Annotated in this window: 19 protein-coding genes; 7 read left to right on the top strand and 12 right to left on the bottom strand. The window is 39.8% G+C overall.

Annotation, left to right across the window (positions count from 1 at the left end; all coding sequences use genetic code 11):
- Positions 1 to 3 precede the first annotated feature (3 nt).
- The 10 genes from J4N24_RS11595 to J4N24_RS11550 form a co-directional block, all read right to left on the bottom strand.
- Entirely contained in the window at positions 4 to 1071 is a 1068-nt protein-coding gene (locus J4N24_RS11595) for a COX15/CtaA family protein (protein ID WP_207533849.1), read from the bottom strand.
- A 75-nt stretch (positions 1072 to 1146) separates the two neighbouring features.
- Positions 1147 to 3030, bottom strand: a complete 1884-nt coding sequence (locus J4N24_RS11590) for a cytochrome c oxidase subunit I (protein ID WP_207533848.1) — start codon at positions 3028 to 3030, stop codon at positions 1147 to 1149.
- A 20-nt stretch (positions 3031 to 3050) separates the two neighbouring features.
- Complete coding sequence (locus tag J4N24_RS11585) at positions 3051 to 4409, bottom strand: cytochrome c oxidase subunit II (protein WP_242691593.1); 1359 nt, start codon at positions 4407 to 4409, stop codon at positions 3051 to 3053.
- Positions 4410 to 4420: 11 nt separating this feature from the next.
- Positions 4421 to 5647, bottom strand: coding sequence for a quinol:cytochrome C oxidoreductase (locus tag J4N24_RS11580; RefSeq protein WP_207533847.1), 1227 nt, complete (start codon positions 5645 to 5647; stop codon positions 4421 to 4423).
- Positions 5648 to 5664: 17 nt separating this feature from the next.
- On the bottom strand, positions 5665 to 6252 hold the full coding sequence (locus J4N24_RS11575; protein WP_369806226.1) for a c-type cytochrome: 588 nt from the start codon (positions 6250 to 6252) through the stop codon (positions 5665 to 5667).
- A complete protein-coding gene (locus J4N24_RS11570) occupies positions 6245 to 6781 on the bottom strand; it encodes a DUF3341 domain-containing protein (RefSeq protein ID WP_207533845.1) in 537 nt (178 codons plus the stop codon). Before J4N24_RS11570 ends, J4N24_RS11575 begins: the two co-directional genes overlap by 8 nt.
- Positions 6782 to 6788: 7 nt before the next feature.
- Complete coding sequence (gene nrfD / locus J4N24_RS11565) at positions 6789 to 8252, bottom strand: NrfD/PsrC family molybdoenzyme membrane anchor subunit (protein WP_207533844.1); 1464 nt, start codon at positions 8250 to 8252, stop codon at positions 6789 to 6791.
- Between the two features lie 30 nt (positions 8253 to 8282).
- Positions 8283 to 11300 (bottom strand): TAT-variant-translocated molybdopterin oxidoreductase, encoded by a 3018-nt coding sequence (locus J4N24_RS11560; RefSeq protein WP_207533843.1) that lies wholly within the window; start codon positions 11298 to 11300, stop codon positions 8283 to 8285.
- Between the two features lie 41 nt (positions 11301 to 11341).
- Entirely contained in the window at positions 11342 to 12664 is a 1323-nt protein-coding gene (locus tag J4N24_RS11555; protein WP_207533842.1) for a c-type cytochrome, read from the bottom strand.
- Between the two features lie 235 nt (positions 12665 to 12899).
- On the bottom strand, positions 12900 to 13874 hold the full coding sequence (locus tag J4N24_RS11550; protein ID WP_207533841.1) for a deoxyhypusine synthase family protein: 975 nt from the start codon (positions 13872 to 13874) through the stop codon (positions 12900 to 12902).
- Positions 13875 to 13980: 106 nt separating this feature from the next.
- On the opposite strand from J4N24_RS11550, the gene J4N24_RS11545 reads away from it, so the two are divergent.
- On the top strand, positions 13981 to 15114 hold the full coding sequence (locus J4N24_RS11545; protein WP_207533840.1) for a BamA/TamA family outer membrane protein: 1134 nt from the start codon (positions 13981 to 13983) through the stop codon (positions 15112 to 15114).
- Here J4N24_RS11545 and J4N24_RS11540 read toward each other — a convergent pair.
- The gene (locus J4N24_RS11540; RefSeq protein ID WP_207533839.1) at positions 15111 to 15896 is read right to left on the bottom strand and encodes an O-methyltransferase; all 786 of its coding nucleotides are present in this window, start codon (positions 15894 to 15896) and stop codon (positions 15111 to 15113) included. The two genes, J4N24_RS11545 and J4N24_RS11540, sit on opposite strands and share 4 nt — an antisense overlap.
- A 189-nt stretch (positions 15897 to 16085) precedes the next feature.
- Between J4N24_RS11540 and J4N24_RS11535 the strand changes: the two genes are divergently transcribed.
- The gene (locus J4N24_RS11535) at positions 16086 to 16949 is read left to right on the top strand and encodes a transglutaminase-like domain-containing protein (RefSeq protein WP_207533838.1); all 864 of its coding nucleotides are present in this window, start codon (positions 16086 to 16088) and stop codon (positions 16947 to 16949) included.
- A 60-nt stretch (positions 16950 to 17009) separates the two neighbouring features.
- Here the strand turns inward: J4N24_RS11535 and prfB are convergent.
- Positions 17010 to 18087 (bottom strand): peptide chain release factor 2 gene (prfB, locus tag J4N24_RS11530; RefSeq protein ID WP_207533837.1). Its coding sequence is split into 2 segments (ribosomal slippage): positions 17010 to 18026 and positions 18028 to 18087, totalling 1077 coding nucleotides; the frame shifts between segments, so codons are not numbered across the junction.
- A gap of 70 nt (positions 18088 to 18157) precedes the next feature.
- Between prfB and J4N24_RS11525 the strand changes: the two genes are divergently transcribed.
- From J4N24_RS11525 to J4N24_RS11505, 5 genes are all read left to right on the top strand, one after another.
- Entirely contained in the window at positions 18158 to 18880 is a 723-nt protein-coding gene (locus J4N24_RS11525; protein WP_207533836.1) for a COG3650 family protein, read from the top strand.
- A gap of 73 nt (positions 18881 to 18953) precedes the next feature.
- Positions 18954 to 20600 (top strand): glucose-6-phosphate isomerase, encoded by a 1647-nt coding sequence (gene pgi, locus J4N24_RS11520; RefSeq protein ID WP_207533835.1) that lies wholly within the window; start codon positions 18954 to 18956, stop codon positions 20598 to 20600.
- 130 nt (positions 20601 to 20730) lie between these two features.
- Positions 20731 to 21288 (top strand): RNA polymerase sigma factor, encoded by a 558-nt coding sequence (locus tag J4N24_RS11515; protein WP_207533834.1) that lies wholly within the window; start codon positions 20731 to 20733, stop codon positions 21286 to 21288.
- Positions 21289 to 21303: 15 nt separating this feature from the next.
- Positions 21304 to 22521 carry a hypothetical protein gene (locus tag J4N24_RS11510; RefSeq protein WP_207533833.1) on the top strand — a complete coding sequence of 406 codons (1218 nt, stop codon included), beginning with the start codon at positions 21304 to 21306 and terminating at the stop codon, positions 22519 to 22521.
- The gene (locus J4N24_RS11505) at positions 22499 to 23062 is read left to right on the top strand and encodes a YceI family protein (protein WP_207533832.1); all 564 of its coding nucleotides are present in this window, start codon (positions 22499 to 22501) and stop codon (positions 23060 to 23062) included. The genes J4N24_RS11510 and J4N24_RS11505 overlap by 23 nt, the downstream gene beginning before the upstream one ends.
- Position 23063 lies beyond the last annotated feature (1 nt).

The following is a 23063-nucleotide window of genomic DNA, read 5'->3' as shown; positions in this document are numbered from 1 at the left end:
TTACTACACAAAAGATTTCTTATACATTTTATTCTGTTTCAATATCAGAAGCAAATAGAACTGAGCTCCGAAGGTAAGACTTGCAAGCAAAATATGAGCAGCCTGAGCAATCGGAGGCAAAGCAAGATAGGCTAAAGTAATACCAGTTATCAATTGTGCAAGTATCAGAAAAAATATATACACAATGAACTTAAACTGATAACTGTTGCCCAAATACTTCCTTCTCATTAATACCAGCATCACAACGTTTAACCCGAAAATTAGAATGGCCAAATTGCTATGAAAAATATAGATGAGATCTCCCTTTGCAACCCATTCTGATCTGTTAAGGTAATTCATAGATCCTGCTACTTCATCTACAGCCTCCCTCACCTCAGTTCCGAAAGTGATCTGAAGAACAGTAAGCACCAAAGCTCCTATCGCGAAAGACCTCAAATTACCTGCTGCTTTATTTGCCAGCAACATTCTATCCCTAAGAACCCTGGCGTAATAATAAGTGTATATACTGATAGCCAGAATAGCTATGGCTATTAGCATATGCACGGTTACTATCCAGGCCACAAGATTCGTTGACACCACGATAGAACCCAACCACGCTTGAAATACTACGAGGATCAGATTGAAGAAACTTAAGAAAAAGATCCTTTTTTTAACCTTAAGATAGACTAACGAAAGCACTGCACAAGCAAGTAAAAACACACCTGTTAGCGCACCTATTAGTCTGTTAATGTACTCTGTCCAGGTTTTCGAAGCATTAAAAGACTCTGGTTCAAGAATACTCTTATCTGCTCTTAGTCGGTCGGCGAGATCAGAGAAGCCAAAAACATCAAGGGTACGCGCAAACTTTTCATTCTTCTTAATCCGCTGCCCAACATACTTCTCCTGATAGTCTGGAGGTAACTGGGATACATCGGTAGGAGGAACAAGTTTACCGAAGCACTTAGGCCAGTCCGGACAACCCATACCCGAGCCCGAGCTTCTTACTACGCCACCTGCAAGTATCAGAACGAAAAGAGAAATAATAGTAATATGATTAATTATTAAAAACCTTCTCTCGCCGCTTCTATACATGTTTCTGGATAAAAAATTGGGGTATCTGTAAGATTCATCTTACGGCAGATACCCCAATTTATGCTTTTATGTGAATTAAACTTTCTCTGCCTGATGCTGTCTCTCCCACTCTAACTGAATCCGCTCAGCTTCTGCATTTCCCTCAAAATCATGAGGAAGGTTAGAGCTCATTGTTTCAGAGAAAGGAGTAGTTTGAAGAATGAAATCTTCATCATGTCCTGGCTTACTATAATCATATGGCCAACGGTATACTGACGGTATTTCACCTGGCCAGTTTCCGTGAATATGTTCTACAGGAGTAGTCCACTCTAATGTATTTGACTGCCAAGGATTTTGTGTAGCTTTCTTTCCGTTGAAAATTGAATTAAAGAAGTTCCAAAGGAAAGCGATCTGACCTAAAGCAGCAACAATAGCAGCCCATGAAACGAAGGTATTTACAGTTAACCATTCCTTCATGAATTCAAACTCAGTGAATGCATAATAACGACGAGGAACACCATCCAATCCCATAAAGTGCATAGGGAAAAATACTAGATAGGCGCCAATGAAAGTTAACCAGAAATGAAGGTAACCTAACTTATCGTCCATCATTCTTCCAAACATCTTAGGGAACCAGTGATAAACACCACAAAGCATTCCGAAGATAGCTGCAGAACCCATTACCAGGTGGAAGTGAGCAACAACGAAATATGTATCGTGGAGATTGATATCTAACGCGGCATTTCCTAAGAAAATACCTGTTAAACCTCCTGAGATGAAGAACGAAACAAGTCCGATTGCAAACATCATTGCTGGAGTGAAACGGATGTTACCACGCCACAATGTTGCAAGATAATTGAACGTCTTTACCGCTGAAGGAACTGCAATGATCAAAGTAGTGATCATAAACACCCCACCAAGGAAAGGATTCATACCTGTAACGAACATATGGTGTCCCCACACGATAAAAGAAAGGATGGTAATACCAATTAAAGAATAAACCATCGCATGGTAACCGAAGATAGGCTTACGAGAGTTTGTTGCAATTACCTCTGAAGTAATACCTAAAGCAGGCATAATTACGATGTATACCTCAGGGTGACCTAAGAACCAGAACAAATGCTGGAACAAAATTGGACTACCACCTTGCTGAGGCATTACCTGACCCTGAATTACCAGGTCTGAAAGGTAGAAACTTGTACCAAAGCTACGGTCAAATATTAACAGAACTACACCTGCTACAAGAACAGGGAAAGAAAGAACACCAAGGATAGCTGTAAGGAAAAGAGCCCAAATAGTGAGTGGCATTTTCCAAAGGTCCATACCCTTTGTACGCATATTCAATATTGTACTGATATAATTTAGTGCTCCCATTAACGAAGAAGCAATAAAGAATACCATACTGATCAACCATAAAGTCATCCCCAAACCAGAACCTGCTATTGCCTGAGGCACTGCAGATAATGGAGGATAAATTGTCCAACCTGCACTTGCCGGTCCACTTTCAATAAAGAAAGAAGACATCATGATTACACTGGCAATGAAGAAGAACCAATAAGATAACATGTTAAGGAACGGAGATGCCATATCTCTGGCTCCAAGCTGCAAGGGAATAAGAAGGTTACTGAACGTACCACTTAAACCAGCAGTTAATACAAAGAATACCATGATTGTACCATGGATGGTAACTAATGCAAGGTAAAAATCAGGTTTAATCCTTCCTCCCTCAGCCCATTTACCAAGAAAAGTTTCTAACAGCGGAAAGCTTTGATCTGGCCAGCCTAACTGGATACGGAATAAGATTGAAAGAAACATTCCTATCACACCCATAATAATACCGGTGATCAAGAACTGTTTAGCAATCATTTTGTGATCCTGACTAAAAATATACTTAGTCAAGAATGTTTCATGATGATGTCCATGATCATCATGTCCATGCCCAGAATGCTCTAAAGTATGATGAATTGCTGTGCTTGACATATCTTGCTTTATCTCTAATTCTAATTGTTAATAGCTAATTTATTATTTACAGAAGTTCCTGAAGTGCTTTGAGCCGACTGTAATTCCTTTTTCACATCATCAGTAAAGAACAAAGATTGTTTTGCTAACCACTCTTCGTATTCTTTCTGATCCACTACTCTAACTTTATATTGCATATTATAGTGCCCCGCACCACAGATTTTAGCACACAAAAGAATGTAGTTAAATGCCTGATTATTTGTTTTCTCACGCATTTGCTGCGTTGTAATTGTTGGAGTAAACTGGAAATAAGTAGGCATACCAGGTACAGCATTCATTTGAACCCTGAATTCAGGCATATAAAAACTGTGAAGAATATCTTTAGAGTTAATCGTAACCCTTACCGGTTTATTTACGGGAAGTACAATTTCGCTTCCTAATTTATCATCCCAGCTCTTAGGATCTTTAAAATCAATACCAAGTGAGTTGGTAGCAGAAGTTAGCTTATAGTTCCTCTTGCCTAACTGGTTGTCAGAGCCAGCATATCTAACATTCCATTTAAACTGCTCGCCAGTAACCTCAAGGCTCAACGCATTTTTAATCGCGTCTTCAGACGGATTAGTGATCTTTCTCCAGGTGAAAAACCCGAAAACTACCAAACCGGTCAATACTAATGCAGGAATGATTGTCCAAAGACGTTCAATCGCATTATTGTGAGGATAAAAATAAGCTTTACGTTTGTTTGATCCTGTATACTTAAATGCGAATACAAAAAGCAGGATCTGAGTAATAACAAACACAAATGTTGTAATAGCTATAGTAGTATACATCATACTATCAAGAGTAACACCGTGCTCAGAGGCCGCTGCAGCAGTAGATATATTTCCCCAATAGCTATAACTCCAATAAGTGCCATATAACCCTCCTATTAAGAACAGAAGGAACAAAACGCTTTGGAATAAATTCCAGTTCACGCCACCTTTTTTGCCTTGAACTTCACGGCTAAGTTCATATACCCTCAGAACTTTACCAATGATTCCCAGGAATACACATACCAGCACGAACAATAGCACGTAATAGTAGGCAGACTTGTACACACCTGAATTATCTCTCGTCTGCGCTGCTTCCAGATCAGCTAATTCTGTATCATCTTCTACACTAGTTGATATGGTCACATCACTTGGAGTATCACCAATAGAACCAATATTTGAATTGATATTCTTTGAAGTATCAGCAGCAACAGTATCCGCAGGTGCAACATTAGCTCCGGGTTGCTGTGCAGATACAGGCGAACTTAAAGCTAATACACATAGTAAAAGCATTGTAAGTAAAGCCCCGATCTTAAAAAATTTATTAAACCCCATTTTTTTATCTACAAATACGTAATTAGTAAATTTCATTATTAGTTCCGCTATATGTGGTGATGTAAGCTTTCCTCCAGGAATGGATGATTCTTTGCCACCAACGGCCTTTCTGCCAGTCTAGTTAACATCAGGTAAGCAAATAGTCCAGCGAAACCTAAAGCGATACCAATCTCAGTTATTCCGAAAGTATGATGTTCTTCCATAGTTCCAGGCATGATCATCATATAATAGTCCAGCCAGTGTCCGCATAATAGTAGGATACAAACAAACGTAAGAACTGCTGTTTGACGCTTTGCGTCGCGGGTCATTAATATAAGAACCGGAGACAGGAAGTTTATTACTATGTTTAACCAGAACCAAGGTTTATAGCTAGGTTCCCATCTTTTGTAGAAATATACAGTCTCTTCAGGCATGTTAGCGTACCAGATCAATAGGAATTGGGCGAACCATACATAAGTCCAGAAGATAGAGAATGCAAAGATAAACTTACCCAGATCATGTAAGTGATTTTGATTTACCCAGCTTAAATAACCAGACTTTTTCAATAAGATCACTGTTAAGGTAATAGCACATAGACCACTAACCCACATTGCGGCGAAATTATACCAGCCAAACATTGTAGAGAACCAGTGTGCTTCAAGTGACATGATCGTATCAAATGACCATATAGGGGTAGTAAAACCGAAGATCACCAGAAATATAGCAGAATATTTAAAGCTCTTATTATAATTACTTAGGCCTCCTTCTGTATCTTCATTACTTGAAAAACGTGCAAGTAATACGGCGAAAATACTATAGATACCTAAAAATACTACCTGGCGAACTAAAAAGAAAGGTACGCTAAGAAATGTAGCTTTAGATCCGGTTATTCCATGTTCACCTTCGGCTCCTTCATGATGTGAGGGGTGCCACTGCTCGTACAAATTATGAGTAAGTAAGCCTGCAGCTACGATAACTACTAATACTACAGCGGCAATTGGCAACACTCTTGCAAATGCTTGCGGAACGCGTAACAATCCTGCAGACCAGCCAGCCTGTGCCACGAATTGCAATGCTAAAAAGAAGGCACCAGCGGCACAAACGCAGGTAAAATAATATCCCATTAACAACAGGTTCGCAAATGTGCGCTGCGCATGTTCCTCGTGTGGATCAAGTAAAAAACCATAGGCAATTGCAATAACGCCTATGACAATGGCAATTAAACTCCAGGATTTTGCTTTCCCTGCGAATTCAAATTGTTGACTGAAATTATGTGTATGATTATGATTTCCCATTTGGCTATTACAATTTACTATTGCACTTTTTGCAATTCATGAACGTACATTACAATTTTCCATCTTTCAGTAGGTGAAAGCTGCGTACGGTGTGGCCCCATAAGGTTTAATCCGTAAGTGATCGTGTGGAAGATCTTTCCATCAGTAAGATCTTTCATGGCACCACCCCTAGACGAATTACCAGTAGAGTAGGAAGGAGGTGGCGGGAACTTCTCCAATTTAATAATTGATCCGTCACCCTGACCTGTTTTACCATGGCAATGCGAACACATGTGCAAGTACAATGTCTTTCCTTGTTCCAAAGTCTCGGTTGTTCTCGCAACTGGGTTTCTAAGATTTGCACTCGCAGCAAGATAACCTTCGATAGTATTTGGATAATCATCCATTACCTTATCATACCCAACAGGAGCAGTTCCGGCAGGTGGGATCTGTGCTGTCTGACCGTTAGCAAAATTCTTGTTTGGAGAATCGTAATTATACGCGATAGGGTCATACATATTCCTGGCAAACTCTAGTCCAGGTTCCTTATTATCTCCACAGGAAGAAATAACAGATGCTACCGCAGCTGTAAAAAAGGTTATACCTAATATCCTGAGCTTATTCATAACTAACATACTTCCTTTCGTTGTGCAATATTTCGATCGCACCTGCTTCGTTTAACAAACTATTAATCTTATCTGGATATGGATTTGCCTGAGCATCGATAGCAATTATAAAACGATCGTTAGTCGCTCTCAAATCCATAACTCTTGGAGCCCTTCCCGGGAAGAAATGATTTGCATAGAAAAATGTAAACATCATTCCGTATGAAGCGAAAAGGATGGTAAGCTCAAAACAAATTGGAACAAAATCCGGCATTGCAAAGGGTGGTTTACCACCTATATTCATCGGCCAGTCGTAAACCAGCATATAATATATCATTGAAAAACCAACAAGAGTACCAGTGATACCGAAGCAAAATGCTGCAATTGGCAAACGAGAACGTTTGTATCCAAGTTTGTCTTCGATACCGTGGATAGGCATTGGAGTATATACGTCATATATCTTAACGTTATTCTCCTGTAACTTCTCGATCCCGTGCATCATGTCATCAGGATCTTCAAAATGACCTAAAATATATTTTGTGTTGCTCATTATTAACTTAAACTTTTAAGTAATCTACACTATCATATTTCTCCAGAGACTGAAGGTATTCTTCTGCCTGCTCTGGCTTAACTTTTCCTTCACGGATCAGCTTCTGTTTAGACTGATCACTAGCAGATTTAAGGATCAATTTCACCTCTGCCATCGCAATACCAGGAAGTACACGTAAGAACAGAAGGAATAATGTAAAAAATACTCCAATTGAACCTACAAAGAGTAGAACATCTACTGCAGAAGGGTAGAACATTACCCAGCTGGAAGGAATATAGTCACGGTGAAGAGAAGTTACGATAATTACGAAACGCTCAAACCACATACCAATGTTCACTACAATAGATAGTAACCAGGAAGCCCAGATGCTCGTACGGATCTTTTTAAACCAGAATAACTGAGGAGAGATTACGTTACAGGTCATCATGCTCCAGTATGCCCACCAGTAAGGACCACTGATACGATTTAAGAAAGCATATTGCTCATACTCAACTCCTGAATACCAAGCGATGAATAACTCAGTTAGATAAGCCACACCCACAATGGAACCAGTAACCGTAATGATCTTGTTCATTGATTCTATGTGGAACATCGTGATATAATTCTCCCACTTCATCACCTTACGGGCAATAAGCAAAAGTGTTTGTACCATGGCAAACCCTGAGAAGATCGCCCCTGCAACGAAGTATGGAGGGAAGATGGTTGTATGCCAACCTGGTTCTAATGAAGTTGCAAAGTCAAAGGATACGATGGTGTGCACGGAAAGTACAAGGGGAGTAGAAACACCTGCCAGGATTAAAGACACAGCTTCAAATCTCTGCCAGTTTTTCACTGAACCAGCCCATCCGAAAGAAAGGATAGAATAAACACGACGACGTACACCAGTTGCTCTGTCACGGATAGTAGCAATATCCGGTAGTAAACCTGTATACCAGAATACTAATGATACAGAGAAATATGTTGATATTGCAAATACGTCCCATACAAGCGGCGAGTTAAAATTCACCCATAGAGAGCCAAATTGGTTTGGCAAAGGGAAAACCCAATATGCTAACCATGGACGACCCATGTGAGCGAAGATATAAGTGGCCGCACAAATAACAGCAAAGATTGTCATCGCCTCTGCAGAACGGTTGATCGAGTTACGCCAGTTTTGACGGAAGAGTAATAATACTGCAGAAATAAGTGTTCCTGCGTGACCAATACCTACCCACCATACGAAACCGGTGATATCCCAAGCCCAACCTACGGTTTTATTAAGTCCCCATGATCCAAGACCTACCCAGAAAGTGTAGCTGATAGTAACTACCCAAACAAGGGCGAAAAAGACTGCAATACTAAAACCGATCCACCAGGCTTTATTTGGTTTATTTTCAACAGGAGCCAGAATATCTTCAGTGATCTGAGAATAGGTTATATTCTCACCTGTGATTAATGGTTCCCTTAATATTGATTCGTTATGACCTGCCATAATCTTTTATAAATCTTAACTATGATTCAATTAAGCTTCTAATGTATTTCTAACTTTTGTTTGATAACCAACACCTGGCTTTGTATTAATTTCCTCTAATACATAGTACGTACGCTCGTTTCCTAATGCTTTACGAACTTCAGAGTTAGGATCGTTAGCATCCCCGAAAATGATTGCATTTGTAGGGCAGGTTTGCTGACAAGCAGTCTGAATTTCCAAATCGCGTAATGGGCGTTTTTCAATTTTAGCTTGTAATCTTCCAGCTTGGATTCGTTGTAAACACATTGTACATTTCTCCATTACACCACGGAAACGGGTAGTAACATCTGGGTTAAGTACTAATTGCGTAAACTCGTTATTCATGTAGTTATCGAAACGTGAATCGTTCCAATAGTTGAACCAGTTAAAACGACGAACTTTGTATGGACAGTTGTTTGCACAGTAACGAGTACCAACACAACGGTTATAAGCCATATGGTTTAGTCCATCTGAAGAGTGCATCGTAGCGATAACCGGACAAACAGTTTCACAAGGAGCGTGGTCACAATGCTGACAAAGCATTGGTTGGTTAACAACTGTTACATTTTCAAAATCGTCCTCAAGATCCTCAAGTTCTTTTTCTTCTGTAATTGATCTACCTTCAGCCTGAACGCTATAGTAACGGTCGATACGTAACCAGTGCATTTCACGACGACGGCGAACCTCATCCTTACCTACTACAGGAACGTTATTTTCAACATTACAAGCAACAACACAAGCACCACAACCTGTACAAGCATTTAAGTCGATAGCCATAACCCAGCTATGTCCAATTTGCTTATGCTCTGGCCATAGATCGTAATCTTTGTGCTCTCCGTGTTTGCTGCTACCAGCGTGAGGATTATTAACGTAGTCTTTGAATGAAGTCTCCTGAATTACATTACGACCTTCAAAGGTATGGTGTGTCTGAGTTTGTGCTAATTCATTTCTTCCAGAGCCCCTCTCTATTTCTACTGAAGTTGCAGTCTGGAAAGTTCCTCTTTCAAATGTTAAGAAAGGATATGCATTTCTACCTACTTCATTTCCAACTTTACCAGTATGAGTACGCCCATAACCTAATGCGATAGAAATAGTTCCTTTTGCCTGACCAGGTTGGAAAAGTAAAGGAAGTTCAATTGAACGATCTCCTGCTTTAACAACAACATTTTCAAACTCATGGAAACCTAATTCATCTGCGTGCTTAGGATTGATGGCAACATAGTTATCCCAGGTAACCTTTGAAACCGGATCAGGAAGTTCCTGTAACCATGCATTATTTGCATAATTACCATCCCGAAGAGCAACTGATGGATACAAACTAAGTTGAAGAGTTTTCTCTCCCCCCTTGTTTAATGTTCCGCTTGCTGAAACTATTGTTTGAGCTGCACCTGCAACATTACCCGCAAATGCTGCTCCTGCACCTGCAGCAGCTGGTAAAGCAACTACACCTTTTTGCAGAAGTTGTCTCCAGGTTAGACCAGCCTGTGGTAGTATGTTCTTCTCCCATGTTGCCTTAACGTACTGATAATAGTTCTTTGTAGCATTATCAGACCAGATCAATAAGCTTTGCTCTGGCTGGCGGGTATTATATACCGGGTTAATAGTTGGCTGTACTATAGTATAATAACCAGCCACCGGATTATAATCATTCCAGGTCTCCAAATAATTAGGAGAAGGGGCAATTGCATCACACAAACTAGCTGTCTCATCTGCACGATCTGCAAAAGAAACTTTTAATGCTATTTTGCTCAATGCCTCACTAAACTCCTTTGCATTAGGAAAACTATAAGCAGGATTGGAGTTCATAAAGAACACAGCGCCGATCTGACCTGCGTTTGCTTCTTTTACGAACGTTACCAGGTCAGCTTCATTTCCTGAATATTGGTAGGAAGGATTAGCGATGTCTATCGTAGTACCATAACTACCAAGAAGGCTATTAATACCATTTACGATAGTTTGAACAGCTACATCATTTGATCCACTCACAACTAGAGCTCTTCCCTTTGCAGCTGATAGTTCTTTTGCAGCTAAGGCAATTGCCTTTTCCGCTTTAGGACTAGCTAGCTTTTGAGCAGGAACAGCACCACCCAAGGCGTTATATAAATTAATTAAAGCTAAATTCTCATCAGAAGGTCTAACCGGGATACGTGCATCAGCATTCATCCCTGTAAGGGAAAGGCCAGACTCAACCTGAATGTGACGAGACATCTTTTTATTTTTCAAAGACGCCATGTTCCTCTTTTTAACCCATTGACGGTTAAATTCAAGAGGAGAAACCCATGTACCAAGGAAATCAGCACCAAAACTTACGATAACGTCCGCTCTGTCGAAGTAGTAGTGAGGAACTACTGCTTTACCAAAGCTGCTTTGGTTAGCCTGAATAATACCTGAATAAGATACCGCATCGGCCTGAATATGTTTAGTATTAGGGTATTTCGCAATGAAATCAGCTATAACTCCCTTAGCTGAAGGACCGTTGATAGTTGAGGATATGATTCTGATCTGTTTGCCAGACGCCTGATTCAACCCGGCGCGAACAAACTTATCTAGGTCATCCCATGATGTATTGTCCTCTCCTTTTAAACGTGGGCCTTTTAGTTTCGCTACATCGTAAAGATCTAAAAGAGAAGCTTGAGCAACTGCATCTAATTTACCTTCACCTAAAACACATGATGGATTACCTTCAATCTTAATAGGACGACCTTCACGGGTTTTAACTAAGATACCGTAGCCGTTAAAACTTGAAGCGTAGAAATTTGGAACACCAGGAGTTACTTCCTCTGGCTTAACAAGATAAGGAATTGACTTATGTACCGGAGCTTTTTGACAAGCGGCCAAAGAAACTGCACCAACACCAAATCCTAAAGCCTTCAAGAAGTCACGACGAGGAGTAACAGTTTTTAAACCCGCTTCACTCAGTACTTCTTCAATTGGCAATGACTCTGCAAATTCGTTCTTACTACTTTCTACAAATTCAGGAGTTTGTTGCAGTTCTTCTAAACCTTTCCAGTATTTTTTATTGCTTTCCATTTAAGCTATATAAACTGTATACGTAAGTTCTTAAATAATTATTAATAATGACATTTACCACACTCAAGACCACCAAGCACAGCTGGTGTAACCTTCTCACCCTTCTTCAGCTGATCGTGGACCTTTAACACTTTGTCATAATAAGCATTGCCTTTAGAGTTAACTTCTCTTGTACGGTGGCAATTGATACACCATTTCATGGTTAGAGGAGAGTATTGATAAACCTCTGGCATTGTTTGGATAGGACCGTGACATTCCTGGCAACGAACACCAGCTACAGTTACGTGCTGAGAGTGGTTGAAGTATGCAAAATCAGGAAGATTATGAACACGGATCCACTGGATTGGCTTTGGATTGTTACCGTATTTTTTAGTTTGTGGATCGTAATCTAAGGCTTTATAGATCTTAGAAATCTCAGGAGAAATCTCCCCGTTGTACTTGTCGCTTGCTGTTACGTAATTGTGACAGTTCATACAAACGTTCAAAGATGGAATAGCCGCATTTTTAGATTTATACGCACTAAAGTGACAGTATTGACAATCTATCTTCAAAGTACCTGCGTGCAATTGGTGAGAATACTTGATGGGCTGCGTTGGCTGATAACCGGTATGAACACCAGTATTCCACATTGCTTTCCAGCCAAGTGAACCAAATAGCGCAACTAACAAGATGATCACAAAGAAAACGAACTTCTTATTCTTAGCAAGTCTTCTGAAACGAACCGCTGTAGACTCTTCAAGAACTTCACCTTCTGGCAGCACACCTTGTTTCTGAAGGATGATACGGTCCAGCGTTTTGATAACTCTGTTCAATACAACAATTACCAATAGGGCTACTACCACGATAAGGATAAGTCCGCCTAGCATTAAATTGCTGATACCTTCTTTTTTAGCTTCACCTTCGGCTCCTGTACCAGCTGCGGCTCCAGCTTCACCACCAGGTTTAGCTGTTTCTCCAACTTCTACATAAGCTAAGATGTTGTCAACGTCAGCATCAGATAACTCTGGGAACGGAGTCATTACTGTCTTGTTGTATTCATTAAATACCTTAACAGCTTCTGCATCACCTGAAGCAACAAGTGCTTGTGAGTTCTTAATCCACTTGTGTAACCACTCTTTGCTGTGCTTTCCATTTATGCCTTTAAGAGCAGGTCCTACAACCTGACGGTCAAGTGCGTGACATGAGGTACATTTTTGTTTAAACAACGCTGCACCTGCAGCTGCGTCACCGCCACCAGACGAGGCTGCCGGAGCAGCACCCCCTGCAGGAGCCTGTGCGTTAGCTTGCTGGAAACCAAAACTTAGGGTTGAAACTAAAAGTAAAGATTGTGCAATTCTTCTAAAAACCAATGAGATGCTTCTCATATTTATATTTTACGATAAAAAAATTGAGTGTAAACTAAAAATGCTTTACGTCACATTTTCGGATGACAAAAGTATAATTTATTCAGTGACCGATGACACTGGCATGACCTGTATTATCAATTTATAATCATTCTAAACAATAAAAAAAATGCTTTAACTTAGGTGTTAAAGCATTTTTTGCATGGTCGGGGATTTTTTTTTCAAAATTCCATTTTGCAATTTCCTTTATAATTTATTATTGTCTTAATATCCAGGCAAAGATTAGTGGAGCCACTATCGTTGCATCTGATTCTACAATGAATTTAGGCGTTGTAATATCAAGCTTACCCCAGGTGATCTTCTCATTTGGAACAGCTCCAGAATACGAACCATAAGAGGTTGTTGAGTCCGAAATCTGGCAGAAATAGCTCCAGAAAGGTATTTCATGCATCTCCAGATCCTGATATAGCATTGGAACAACACATATTGGGAAATCACCTGCAATACCACCTCCAATTTGGAAGAAGCCTATCCCCTTTCCGCTACTGTTACCACGGTACCAATCTGCAAGCCAGGCCATGTACTCAATACCACTTTTCATAGTACTTGCTTTAAGCTCTCCTTTAATTACATAGGAAGCGAAGATATTACCCATTGTGCTATCCTCCCATCCCGGTACGATGATAGGAAGGTTTCTCTCTGCCGCAGCAATCATCCAGCTATGTTCCTCAGGAATTTCGTAATTCTCCTTCATCACGCCACTTAGCAAAAGCTTATACATGTATTCGTGCGGGAAGTATCTTTCGCCACTGTCCTCTGCATCTTTCCAAATCTTATGGATGTGACGCTGAATACGACGAAACGCTTCCTCTTCAGGAATACAGGTGTCAGTAACACGATTATATCCATTCTCCAATAAGTCCCACTCCTCTTGAGGACTTAGATCTCTGTAGTTAGGAACACGCTTGTAATGAGAATGCGCTACAAGGTTCATGATATCTTCTTCAAGGTTAGCTCCTGTACATGAAATAATATCAACTTTACCCTGACGGATCATTTCAGCTAATGAAATACCCAGTTCTGCAGTACTCATTGCACCAGCAAGAGTAATCATCATTTTACCCCCTTCTTCAAGATGTGCTTCGTATCCTTTAGCTGCATCAACTAAAGCCGCTGCATTGAAGTGGCGGTAATTATGTTCGATAAACTGGGAAATAGGTCCTCTGCTCATAGTTGTATTTTTAAAATTGTTGCAAAAATAATATTTTTAATAAGCTTATCGGTTAAACTGAAAATTAGATGAATAATCTCCCTAATAGCTATCTTCGTGCCGTAAAATGAAAAGCAAAATACTTTTAGCGTTTATACTTTTATTGGTTGTTACAAATTCCTATTCCCAAAGGAAACTGACTGACAAACTTCTTGCTCAAGGAGATAGTAGCGGTAGAAAAGGTTATTCCCTGGCATTACCGGCTGTAGCGTATTCGCAGGAAACAGGCTGGCAGTTCGGACTTGTAACTTTAACTTCTTTCTATACCGATAAGGCAGACACCTTAACACGTAACTCAACAATATCGGGTTTAGCCTCAATAACTACAAAAAAGCAAACCCACTTCGCATTGAAACCGGATATCTGGTCGCCTGGAAATAGATTTCATTACACAGCCGACATCAAATACCGGAACTTTCCTTTCAATTTTTACGGCATTGGAAATAATACACAAAAATCAAACGAAGATGTAATCACACAAAAATTACTTAGAGTTGGCGGAGAAGTAGAGAAAAGATTAAAGCGGGGAATATACACAGGAGCAACCCTCAATTACGAACACTACTCTTATTCTGATAAAGAAGAAGGAGGATTATACTCCACAGACCTGGCCCTGCACGATAAAGATGGAGGGGATGTATTGTTCGCAGGATTATCACAGATAATCGACTCGAGGAACACAAATACCTATACAACAAAAGGTACCTATATAAAGGTGAATTATTCTTTTGCTCCCGACTTTTTTGGGGGAGCTAATTTTACTGGCAGTCTATTTAAAGTAGATTTCAGAACATTCAAAAGCTATAATCCAAAAGCAACCCTCGGTTTTAATCTAAATTATCAAACACTTCAGGGAAGCAGGCCTCCTTTCTATCTTTTACCACAGTTAGGCAATGATCAGGTGATGAGAGGTTACTATACAGGCAGATATCGTGACCAAAACTTACTGGCAGCCCAGAGCGAATTCAGGTACAGATTTATTCCAAGGGTAGGAGCCGCTGCATTTCTTGGTTATGGAACAGTATATGCCATCAATGGACTTTCTTTAGGTGCTCTTAAACCATCCCTCGGTGCAGGATTCAGATACTTCATAAGCCCTAAAGGCGGAACAACGCTAAGGTTTGATTACGCATTCGGTGAAAAACGTGCAAACGAGAAAAGACAGCAAGGTTTTTATTTATCTTTCGGAGAAGCGTTTTAGTACTTAATATAGAAATGCTCTTTCTGCTGACCCTTCTTAAAATAGACTAAGCCTATCCAGAAAAGGTCAACTGTTACTGTTACCTGAGGATGAGCCTTTATCTCTTCCCAGGCTTCCTCCATACCCTTACTCCAGTAAATATCATCAAAAACAAGGAGCGTATTTTCATTAACCTTAGGCAGGCACCACTTAAAGTAATTTAGAGTTGCCTCCTTACGATGATTACCATCAACAAATACAAAGTCCAATTTATCTGCAGCATCAATAACAGTCGGCAGTACTATATCGAAGTTGCCAGTAAGGAGTTGCGTATTGGAGGCATGAAGTTTTTGAAGGTTTTCGGACGCCACTTTTGCTGTTTCCGGACATCCTTCAATACTTATAACTTTCGCATCCGGGGCTGCTTTTGCGAGGTAAGAAGTAGTCAGGCCAAGACAGGTGCCGAGCTCAACAATATTACGAGGCTTTCTTTCCTGAGCAAGCCGGTAAATTAGCTGTGCCAGCTTAGCCGGTTTCAACGCATTCTTTGCAATTTGCCTTACCTGCTTCTGCTTGTTATTATTCACATGAGATCCGGCTCCTAAATCTGTTATCCTGATAAAACGCTCATCTTTCAGCAGTTCCTTGCGCAGAGACTCAACCTCCTTATACGCATCCTGGAAGGAATAATTATAAATTATTTCATCCACCAATTTATACACAAAAGGCGAATGGATGCCATGGCGGGTTTTAGCTTTAAGTCTGTGTTTAATAAAAGATTTAAGTAGCTGGGTATTTATCATTGGCTCAAAAGTAAGATTTTAAGAGCTTCAAACTGCTATTTATACCTAATTCCCTTCAAAATCAGCCTTAAAAACTTTTCAGCCCCGAAATTTATTTATATTTATGTAAGTGGTTGCCAAAACCGCGTTTTATAGCATTAGGCTCTGCTTTAAGCTTAATAAGTGTAGGATCTAAAGCATGCATACACTATGATAAATCCAAAAGAAATAGAATCACTTGTCAAATTATTAGACGACCCTGATAAAGAGATATCCGAACATGTGGAAGACAAGCTCCTGTCTTATGGAACAGAAGTTATAGAATACCTCGAATCTGCATGGGAACAATCATTCGATGCTTTGTTACAAAACCGATTGGAGGATCTCATTCATAAGATTCAATTTACCAATGTTAAAAGAGAACTTGAACTTTGGTACCTCGGAGGGGCGTTCGATTTACTTCAGGGAGTTATTATTATTAACAAATATCAATATCCTGATCTCGATCCACAAAGGATCATCAATCAAATTGAGGATATTAAGCGCGAGATTTGGCTTCAACTTTTATATGAATCAAGTCCTGTAGAGAAAGTAAAGCTCATCAACCACGTTCTCTACGGCATTTACGGGTTCTCCGGGAACACAACTAATCACCAGGATCCACAGAACTCCTATATAAGCCAGGTTTTGGAGAGCAAGAAAGGGAATCAAATCTCACTGGCTGCCATATATTCTATTATCGCTCAAAAGTTGGACATTCCGATCTATGGGGTTAATCTCCCGCAACACTTTATTCTTGGCTATGTAGATGAATCGAACGAATACGGCCAAGATAGTGTACTCTTTTACATAAACGCTTTCAACAAAGGGTTCATTTTTGGCAAGCGTGATGTTGATTCATTTTTGAAGCAACTTAATTTAAAACCGGAAAGCACTTTTTATGAGCCTTGTAGAAATGAAGATATCGTTCGCAGGATCTTAAGGAATCTTATTGCATCTTATACGAAACTTGGCTATGACCAGAAGGTGAAGGAGATCGAGGAGCTTCTTTCTGTTGTGGAGAGAGAAAAGTAGGGTTGATGAATGCAGTGTAGGTCAGAAGCCTGATTCCCTTCTACCTACACTACAAATAATTTAGAATTCCATCAAATATGCTTTCAGGAAGTCATTCAAATCCCCATCGAGCACAGCTTGGGCATTTGAAGTCTCATAATTTGTTCGAAGATCTTTCACCAGCTTATACGGATGAAGTACATAGTTCCGGATCTGAGAACCCCATTCAATCTTCTTTTTGGAGCCTTCAATTGCGGCTACAGTTTCCCGCTTCTTACGCATTTCGGCTTCATATAATTGAGATTTCAACAAGCGAATAGCATTTTCCTTATTCTGTAACTGCGATCTGGATTCCTGATTTTTGATAATAATACCAGAAGGTTTATGATACAAACGTACAGCTGTTTCCACTTTGTTCACATTTTGTCCTCCGGCACCTCCAGATCTGAAAGTTTCAAATTCAATATCAGAAGGGTTAATGTCAATCTCAATAGTATCATCTACCAGGGGATAAACATAAACTGATGCAAAAGAAGTATGACGTTTCGCGTTGGCATCAAAAGGAGAGATCCTTACTAAGCGATGTACCCCGTTCTCTCCCTTCAGATATCCGTAAGAGAACTCACCCTCAAATTGCAAGGTAACTGATTTCACCCCGGCTACATCTCCTTCCTGAAAATCCTGTTCAGTAACCTTATAGCCATTCTTTTCCCCCCACATGATATACATACGCATCAGCATCTGGGCCCAGTCGCAACTTTCTGTTCCTCCTGCACCTGCGGTAATCTGCATTACTGCGTTAAGCTGATCCTCTTCTGAACTGAGCATATTTTTGAACTCAAGTTCTTCAAGCTTCTTTAAGGCTATTTCGTATTGTTCCTTAAGGTCTTCCTGACTAGCTTCTCCTGCTTGATAAAAATCAAACATCACCGCAACATCTTCAATCGCTGAGGTAACGTCTGCATATCCATCAGTCCAAACCTTCTTAGTCTTTATTGCATGAAGAACTTTTTCAGCGTCCTTTGGCTTATCCCAAAATCCCTCAGTAGTAGTAAATTCTTGTTCAAGGCGTAATTCATCGAGCTTCCGTTCGATGTCAAAGATGCCTCCTCAGGGACTCTGCTCTGTCCCTTAAATCCAATAGTTGTTCTTTGGTCATAGCTGCAAAAGTAGTTAAAAGCAATAAAGTTTTTGGAAACCGAATAAGTTTTAAACCTGTTTGAGCTTTAATGAGATATCTAAAGCCCTTCTATTTTTCTATAGCTCTTGCAATTATGGGTTGTAAATCTAACCCCAATCCTCCTGGCACTATTGCCGCCCTCAATATTTCTGAAGATACAACTTATTCAGATACCGCTGGAAGGCCTTCTATTATCAATCAACAATTTGCTGGCAGATACCTTCCTGTTCAGGATAACGAACTTTTAATTGATTGCTCAGGGAAGATCTTTATCCTTAACGACGAGAACGAGCTTCTTAAAAGTAATTATCAAAAGAACCAGGTAGCCCTCTCCTACTCATACGAAAGTTCTATTGCAAAAATATCGGGAATAATAAAACCTGCCATAACAAATGGCAGGGATACCATCATCGTGTCCGAAGTAAAAGAGGTAAAACCGAAGTCGTTCGATTCCGAATGCTATAATTATGAATTTATCGCACTGGGTACCGAGCCCTTCTGGTCCCTTGAGATTATACCTGACGAAAATATTATTGCCATTAAAGATGTTGCAGCCGGCAAAGCGTACAGATTCTCCTACAGAAAGCCGCAAATAAGTGATGGAAACTATTTATATAAAACCAGTAATGACGAGGGAACAGCGGAAATTACCATCAAAAAAGAAAATTGTAATGATGGAATGTCTGACAGGAATTATAAATACTCAGCAATCATTGTCATCGGTGATAAACCTCTAAGTGGCTGTGCAATTAAAAAAGGTGACAAACTATAACATTTTATTATTTAAAAATAATTCCTGTTGTGTTTAATACAGGAATTATATCTTCGCTAAAAAAACTTAAAAAATGCTTCCTACCGTTAACTTCACACAAACTCAAGCTTACAAATATCTGTCAGATCATTTAGTTGAAATTAGTGACAAACATCTGCGTGAACTTTTTGCTGAAGACCCTTCCCGCTTTGAAAAGTTTTCCATTCAGTTCAATGATATCCTTTTAGATTATTCAAAAAATAGGATAAACGACAAAACGGTTGCTCTTCTGGTTCAGCTAGCGAAAGAATGCGGATTGAAAGACGCAATTGAAGCGATGTTTACTGGTGATAAGATTAATGAAACGGAAGGACGTTCTGTATTACATGTTGCCCTTCGTAATCAAAGCAACACTCCAATATTGGTAGATGGAGCTGACGTTATGCCTGATATTAACGCTGTTCTTGAGAAAATTGAAAGGTTTGTTAACTCTGTTCTTTCAGGTGACTGGAAGGGCTATACCGGTAAAACGATCACTGATGTTGTAAACATCGGCATCGGTGGCTCTGACCTCGGACCAGTAATGGTAACAGAGGCTCTTAAGCCGTATAAAACGCATCTTAACCTACACTTCGTTTCTAATGTAGACGGCACCCATATAGCAGAAACATTAAAGAAAGTTAACCCCGAAACAACTCTTTTCCTTGTTGCATCAAAGACCTTCACTACCCAGGAAACCATGGCGAATGCCCATTCAGCAAGGAATTGGTTCTTACAGGAAGGAGCTCAGGAAGAAGATGTTGCGAAACATTTCGCGGCACTTTCTACTAACGCAACAGCCGTTTCTGCTTTCGGTATCGACATAAATAATATGTTCGAGTTCTGGGATTGGGTAGGTGGACGATATTCACTTTGGAGTGCAATTGGCACTTCCATAGCATTGGGTATCGGCTTCGAAAACTTCAAAGCACTTCTTGGCGGAGCACATGCGATGGACAAACATTTCCGGGAAACAGACTTCGAACAAAACATTCCTGTAGTCCTTGCCATGTTAGGCATCTGGTATAATAACTTCTTCGAAGCTGAAAGTCATGCCATTCTTCCTTATGACCAGTACCTTCACCGTTTTGCTGCCTATTTCCAGCAGGGAGATATGGAAAGTAATGGAAAATGTGTAGACAGAGCAGGTGAAGTAATTGAGTATCAAACGGGACCTATTATCTGGGGCGAGCCAGGAACAAATGGACAACATGCCTTCTATCAATTAATTCATCAGGGAACAAAACTTATTCCTTGTGATTTTATCGCACCTGCTCAATCTCATAACAAAATCGGAGCTCATCATACCCTGCTTCTTTCTAATTTCTTTGCTCAAACAGAAGCTTTGATGAATGGAAAAACCTATGAGGAAGTTGTAGCTGAATTGAAAGCGGCAGGAAAATCAGAGGCTGAGATCGAGCGACTAGCTCCTTTCAAGGTTTTTGAAGGAAATCGACCAACCAACTCTTTTCTTCTGAAACAGATAACTCCTGAAAGCCTTGGCGCTTTAATCGCCATGTATGAGCATAAGATTTTTGTTCAAGGGATCATATGGAATGTGTTCAGCTTTGATCAATGGGGTGTCGAGCTGGGTAAACAGCTTGCTAGCACTATTTTACCCGAACTTCAGAGTTCCAATCCAATTTCAAGCCATGATTCATCCACAAACGGTTTGATCAACCAGTACAAAAACTGGAGATAATATTAAAAAAGGGAAGCAGCGCTTCCCTTTTTTATTTACTACCTATCCTATTCTTCCAAAAATAATTTACCCCTCAGGCAACCCCTGCTTCTACATCACCGTACTTCTCGATATATTGGGTAAATAATCAATGGATCCTATTTACTTTCAGAAAATTTTAACAGGCTGTAAAGCAAATGATAGAAAAAGCCAGAAAGAGTTGTACAAGCTCTTCTTCGGTTTTTCTATGAAGATCTGTTTGCGCTATTCTGAAAATAAAGAAGAGGCCATTGAGATGGTCAACGATGGTTTTTTAAAAGTATTCAACAGTATCAGCAAGGTAGATGAAAGTCGCCCATTCCAATCCTGGCTTAGCACCATTATGATTAATACCTCTATTGATCACTACAGGGCAAGAATAAAACGGCTTAAAATGGAAGAGTTAAATAATAATCACGACTCAGAGGACACAGAGAACATATTATCGAAGTTGAATTACAATGATCTTATAAAACTGGTTCAAAGACTGTCAATAAGTTATCGTACCGTGTTCAATCTGTTTGTGATAGACGGCTATAATCACGAGGAGATTTCAAAATTGCTGTCAATCTCGGTAGGAACATCTAAATCAAATTTATTCAAAGCCCGGCAACAATTAAAGGAAATGCTGAAAGAAACAGTAGGAGCACAGATCAAAGAACAATATTAGTAGCTGATGAAAGATATGTCAGATAACGAATTCGACAGGCTCTTCAAAGAAAAGTCGCAAAACTTCGACTATGAATTTGAAGAAGAGGCCTGGGTTCTTATGGAGAAAAAACTCCGTAAGAAGGATCGTATTATCTTTCTAAGGAATTTAAGTATAGCTGCATGTACTCTGTTATTTCTTGCAGGAGGCATATTTTTATATGATGGAAACCAAGATTCTATCACTGCCAGGAAAACGAAACCTGTAGATTCTGTTTCTATAGCTGTTAAACCTAACATTAGCGTCAAGGACAATAGAGCTACTAACCCTGCAAATACTAATAGATCCAGATCTAAAGTATCTCAAAGACAAGGCGAAGATCCGTCTGCAATAGCAGTCCACAGTAAAACACCTACAGACTTAAAAGTTCAAAAGCAGTCTTCACATGGAGGGGATTCTTTCAATAGTGTAGATCCAGCTGATAGTAGATCAATAAATAATACCTATTCAACTACGGGTGGAGACACTTTGCATCATCTTGATCTTCTGGTTATGACAGCAGAGGGTGTCGTTTCCAATTCTGAGTTATCAATTCCTGAAAGGCAAGTTAAAACAACGCGTCCTTTAGATTCTTCCCAACCGCCGAAAAGCAAGCTGTTGAAGCCTTCACTTGGTTTCACTTTTTCAGCCGGACCAGATTTTAGTTCTACACGGTCGCTGGCAGGTAAAAGAGGGGATTTAAACGTTGGCCTTCTGATTAATGTTAATTGGAAAAATTTGACCTTTAGCACTGGCGCTCGTTATGGGGTTAAAAAATACGATGCGGAAGCTCTTGATTATGCTCTTAGAAATCCTGCACGCGCCAGCGAAATATACAATATTGATGCTTCTTGTAATGTTCTTGAGATTCCGCTGCAACTGTCTGTTCCCGTATGGTCCTTAAAGAACAGGAGCATTTCTCTTACTGGAGGCCTTTCATCTTACCTAATGCTTAAAGAGAAATACCTGTTCGAATATACGCCGGAATCTGGAGTGAACGACTTTCTGTTAAAAAAGACTAACGCCAATCAAAGCTATTTTGGAGTAGCAAGCATTTCTGGTAGATACACCTTTAAATCAACTAATCAAAATATTCGCTTTGGACTTGAGCCTTACGTTAAATTACCGCTTGGAGGAGTGGGCGAAGGAAAAGTCAAATTAAAATCGAGCGGTATAAGCTTAACTATGACTTATGGAACAACTAAAAAACATTAAAAGAGCAGCTCTCCTATTCAGTCTGCTATTCCCTTCTTTATTAAAAGCCCAGGTTAACTATAGTACGAGCAATGCTAAGATTAAGTTCTTTTCCTCTACTCCCATCGAGGATATAAAAGCAGTATCGAATAAGGGAGCAGCAGTACTTATATCCAAAACTGGAGAAATTGCGTTTCAGGTTGCGGTAAAAAGTTTTCAGTTTGAGAAGGGTCTTATGCAGGAACACTTCAATGAGAACTATTTGGAAAGTGATAAGTTCCCTATGGCCCGCTTTAAAGGTAAAATAAACCAAGATCTGGACTTCTCCAGGGATGGTGAATATAATGTATCAGCTTCAGGTAACTTGTCTATGCATGGTGTGGATAAACAGAGAACAATAAATGGGAAACTAAGGGTGAAAGATGGAAAAGTGCAGCTGTTATCCAACTTTAACGTCGCATGTGCGGATCATAATATAAAGATTCCCAAACTGGTGATGACCAAAATAGCCGAAGTAATTGCCGTTGATATAGATGCTACCTTAAACCAAGTAACTAAATAAT

The organism is Desertivirga arenae, from assembly GCF_017355785.1.
GTDB lineage: Bacteria > Bacteroidota > Bacteroidia > Sphingobacteriales > Sphingobacteriaceae > Desertivirga > Desertivirga arenae.
This window is presented reverse-complemented; position numbering and strand designations above follow the sequence as displayed.

What these genes read in the sequence shown, in the direction of transcription:
- J4N24_RS11595 (WP_207533849.1), bottom strand. Translation starts at nt 1,071, where the DNA reads ATGTATAGAAGCGGCGAGAGAAGGTTTTTAATAATTAATCATATTACT.
- J4N24_RS11590 (WP_207533848.1), bottom strand. Translation starts at nt 3,030, where the DNA reads ATGTCAAGCACAGCAATTCATCATACTTTAGAGCATTCTGGGCATGGA.
- J4N24_RS11585 (WP_242691593.1), bottom strand. Translation starts at nt 4,409, where the DNA reads ATGAAATTTACTAATTACGTATTTGTAGATAAAAAAATGGGGTTTAAT.
- J4N24_RS11580 (WP_207533847.1), bottom strand. Translation starts at nt 5,647, where the DNA reads ATGGGAAATCATAATCATACACATAATTTCAGTCAACAATTTGAATTC.
- J4N24_RS11575 (WP_369806226.1), bottom strand. Translation starts at nt 6,252, where the DNA reads ATGAATAAGCTCAGGATATTAGGTATAACCTTTTTTACAGCTGCGGTA.
- J4N24_RS11570 (WP_207533845.1), bottom strand. Translation starts at nt 6,781, where the DNA reads ATGAGCAACACAAAATATATTTTAGGTCATTTTGAAGATCCTGATGAC.
- nrfD (WP_207533844.1), bottom strand. Translation starts at nt 8,252, where the DNA reads ATGGCAGGTCATAACGAATCAATATTAAGGGAACCATTAATCACAGGT.
- J4N24_RS11560 (WP_207533843.1), bottom strand. Translation starts at nt 11,300, where the DNA reads ATGGAAAGCAATAAAAAATACTGGAAAGGTTTAGAAGAACTGCAACAA.
- J4N24_RS11555 (WP_207533842.1), bottom strand. Translation starts at nt 12,664, where the DNA reads ATGAGAAGCATCTCATTGGTTTTTAGAAGAATTGCACAATCTTTACTT.
- J4N24_RS11550 (WP_207533841.1), bottom strand. Translation starts at nt 13,874, where the DNA reads ATGAGCAGAGGACCTATTTCCCAGTTTATCGAACATAATTACCGCCAC.
- J4N24_RS11545 (WP_207533840.1), top strand. Translation starts at nt 13,981, where the DNA reads ATGAAAAGCAAAATACTTTTAGCGTTTATACTTTTATTGGTTGTTACA.
- J4N24_RS11540 (WP_207533839.1), bottom strand. Translation starts at nt 15,896, where the DNA reads ATGATAAATACCCAGCTACTTAAATCTTTTATTAAACACAGACTTAAA.
- J4N24_RS11535 (WP_207533838.1), top strand. Translation starts at nt 16,086, where the DNA reads ATGATAAATCCAAAAGAAATAGAATCACTTGTCAAATTATTAGACGAC.
- J4N24_RS11525 (WP_207533836.1), top strand. Translation starts at nt 18,158, where the DNA reads ATGAGATATCTAAAGCCCTTCTATTTTTCTATAGCTCTTGCAATTATG.
- pgi (WP_207533835.1), top strand. Translation starts at nt 18,954, where the DNA reads ATGCTTCCTACCGTTAACTTCACACAAACTCAAGCTTACAAATATCTG.
- J4N24_RS11515 (WP_207533834.1), top strand. Translation starts at nt 20,731, where the DNA reads ATGGATCCTATTTACTTTCAGAAAATTTTAACAGGCTGTAAAGCAAAT.
- J4N24_RS11510 (WP_207533833.1), top strand. Translation starts at nt 21,304, where the DNA reads ATGTCAGATAACGAATTCGACAGGCTCTTCAAAGAAAAGTCGCAAAAC.
- J4N24_RS11505 (WP_207533832.1), top strand. Translation starts at nt 22,499, where the DNA reads ATGGAACAACTAAAAAACATTAAAAGAGCAGCTCTCCTATTCAGTCTG.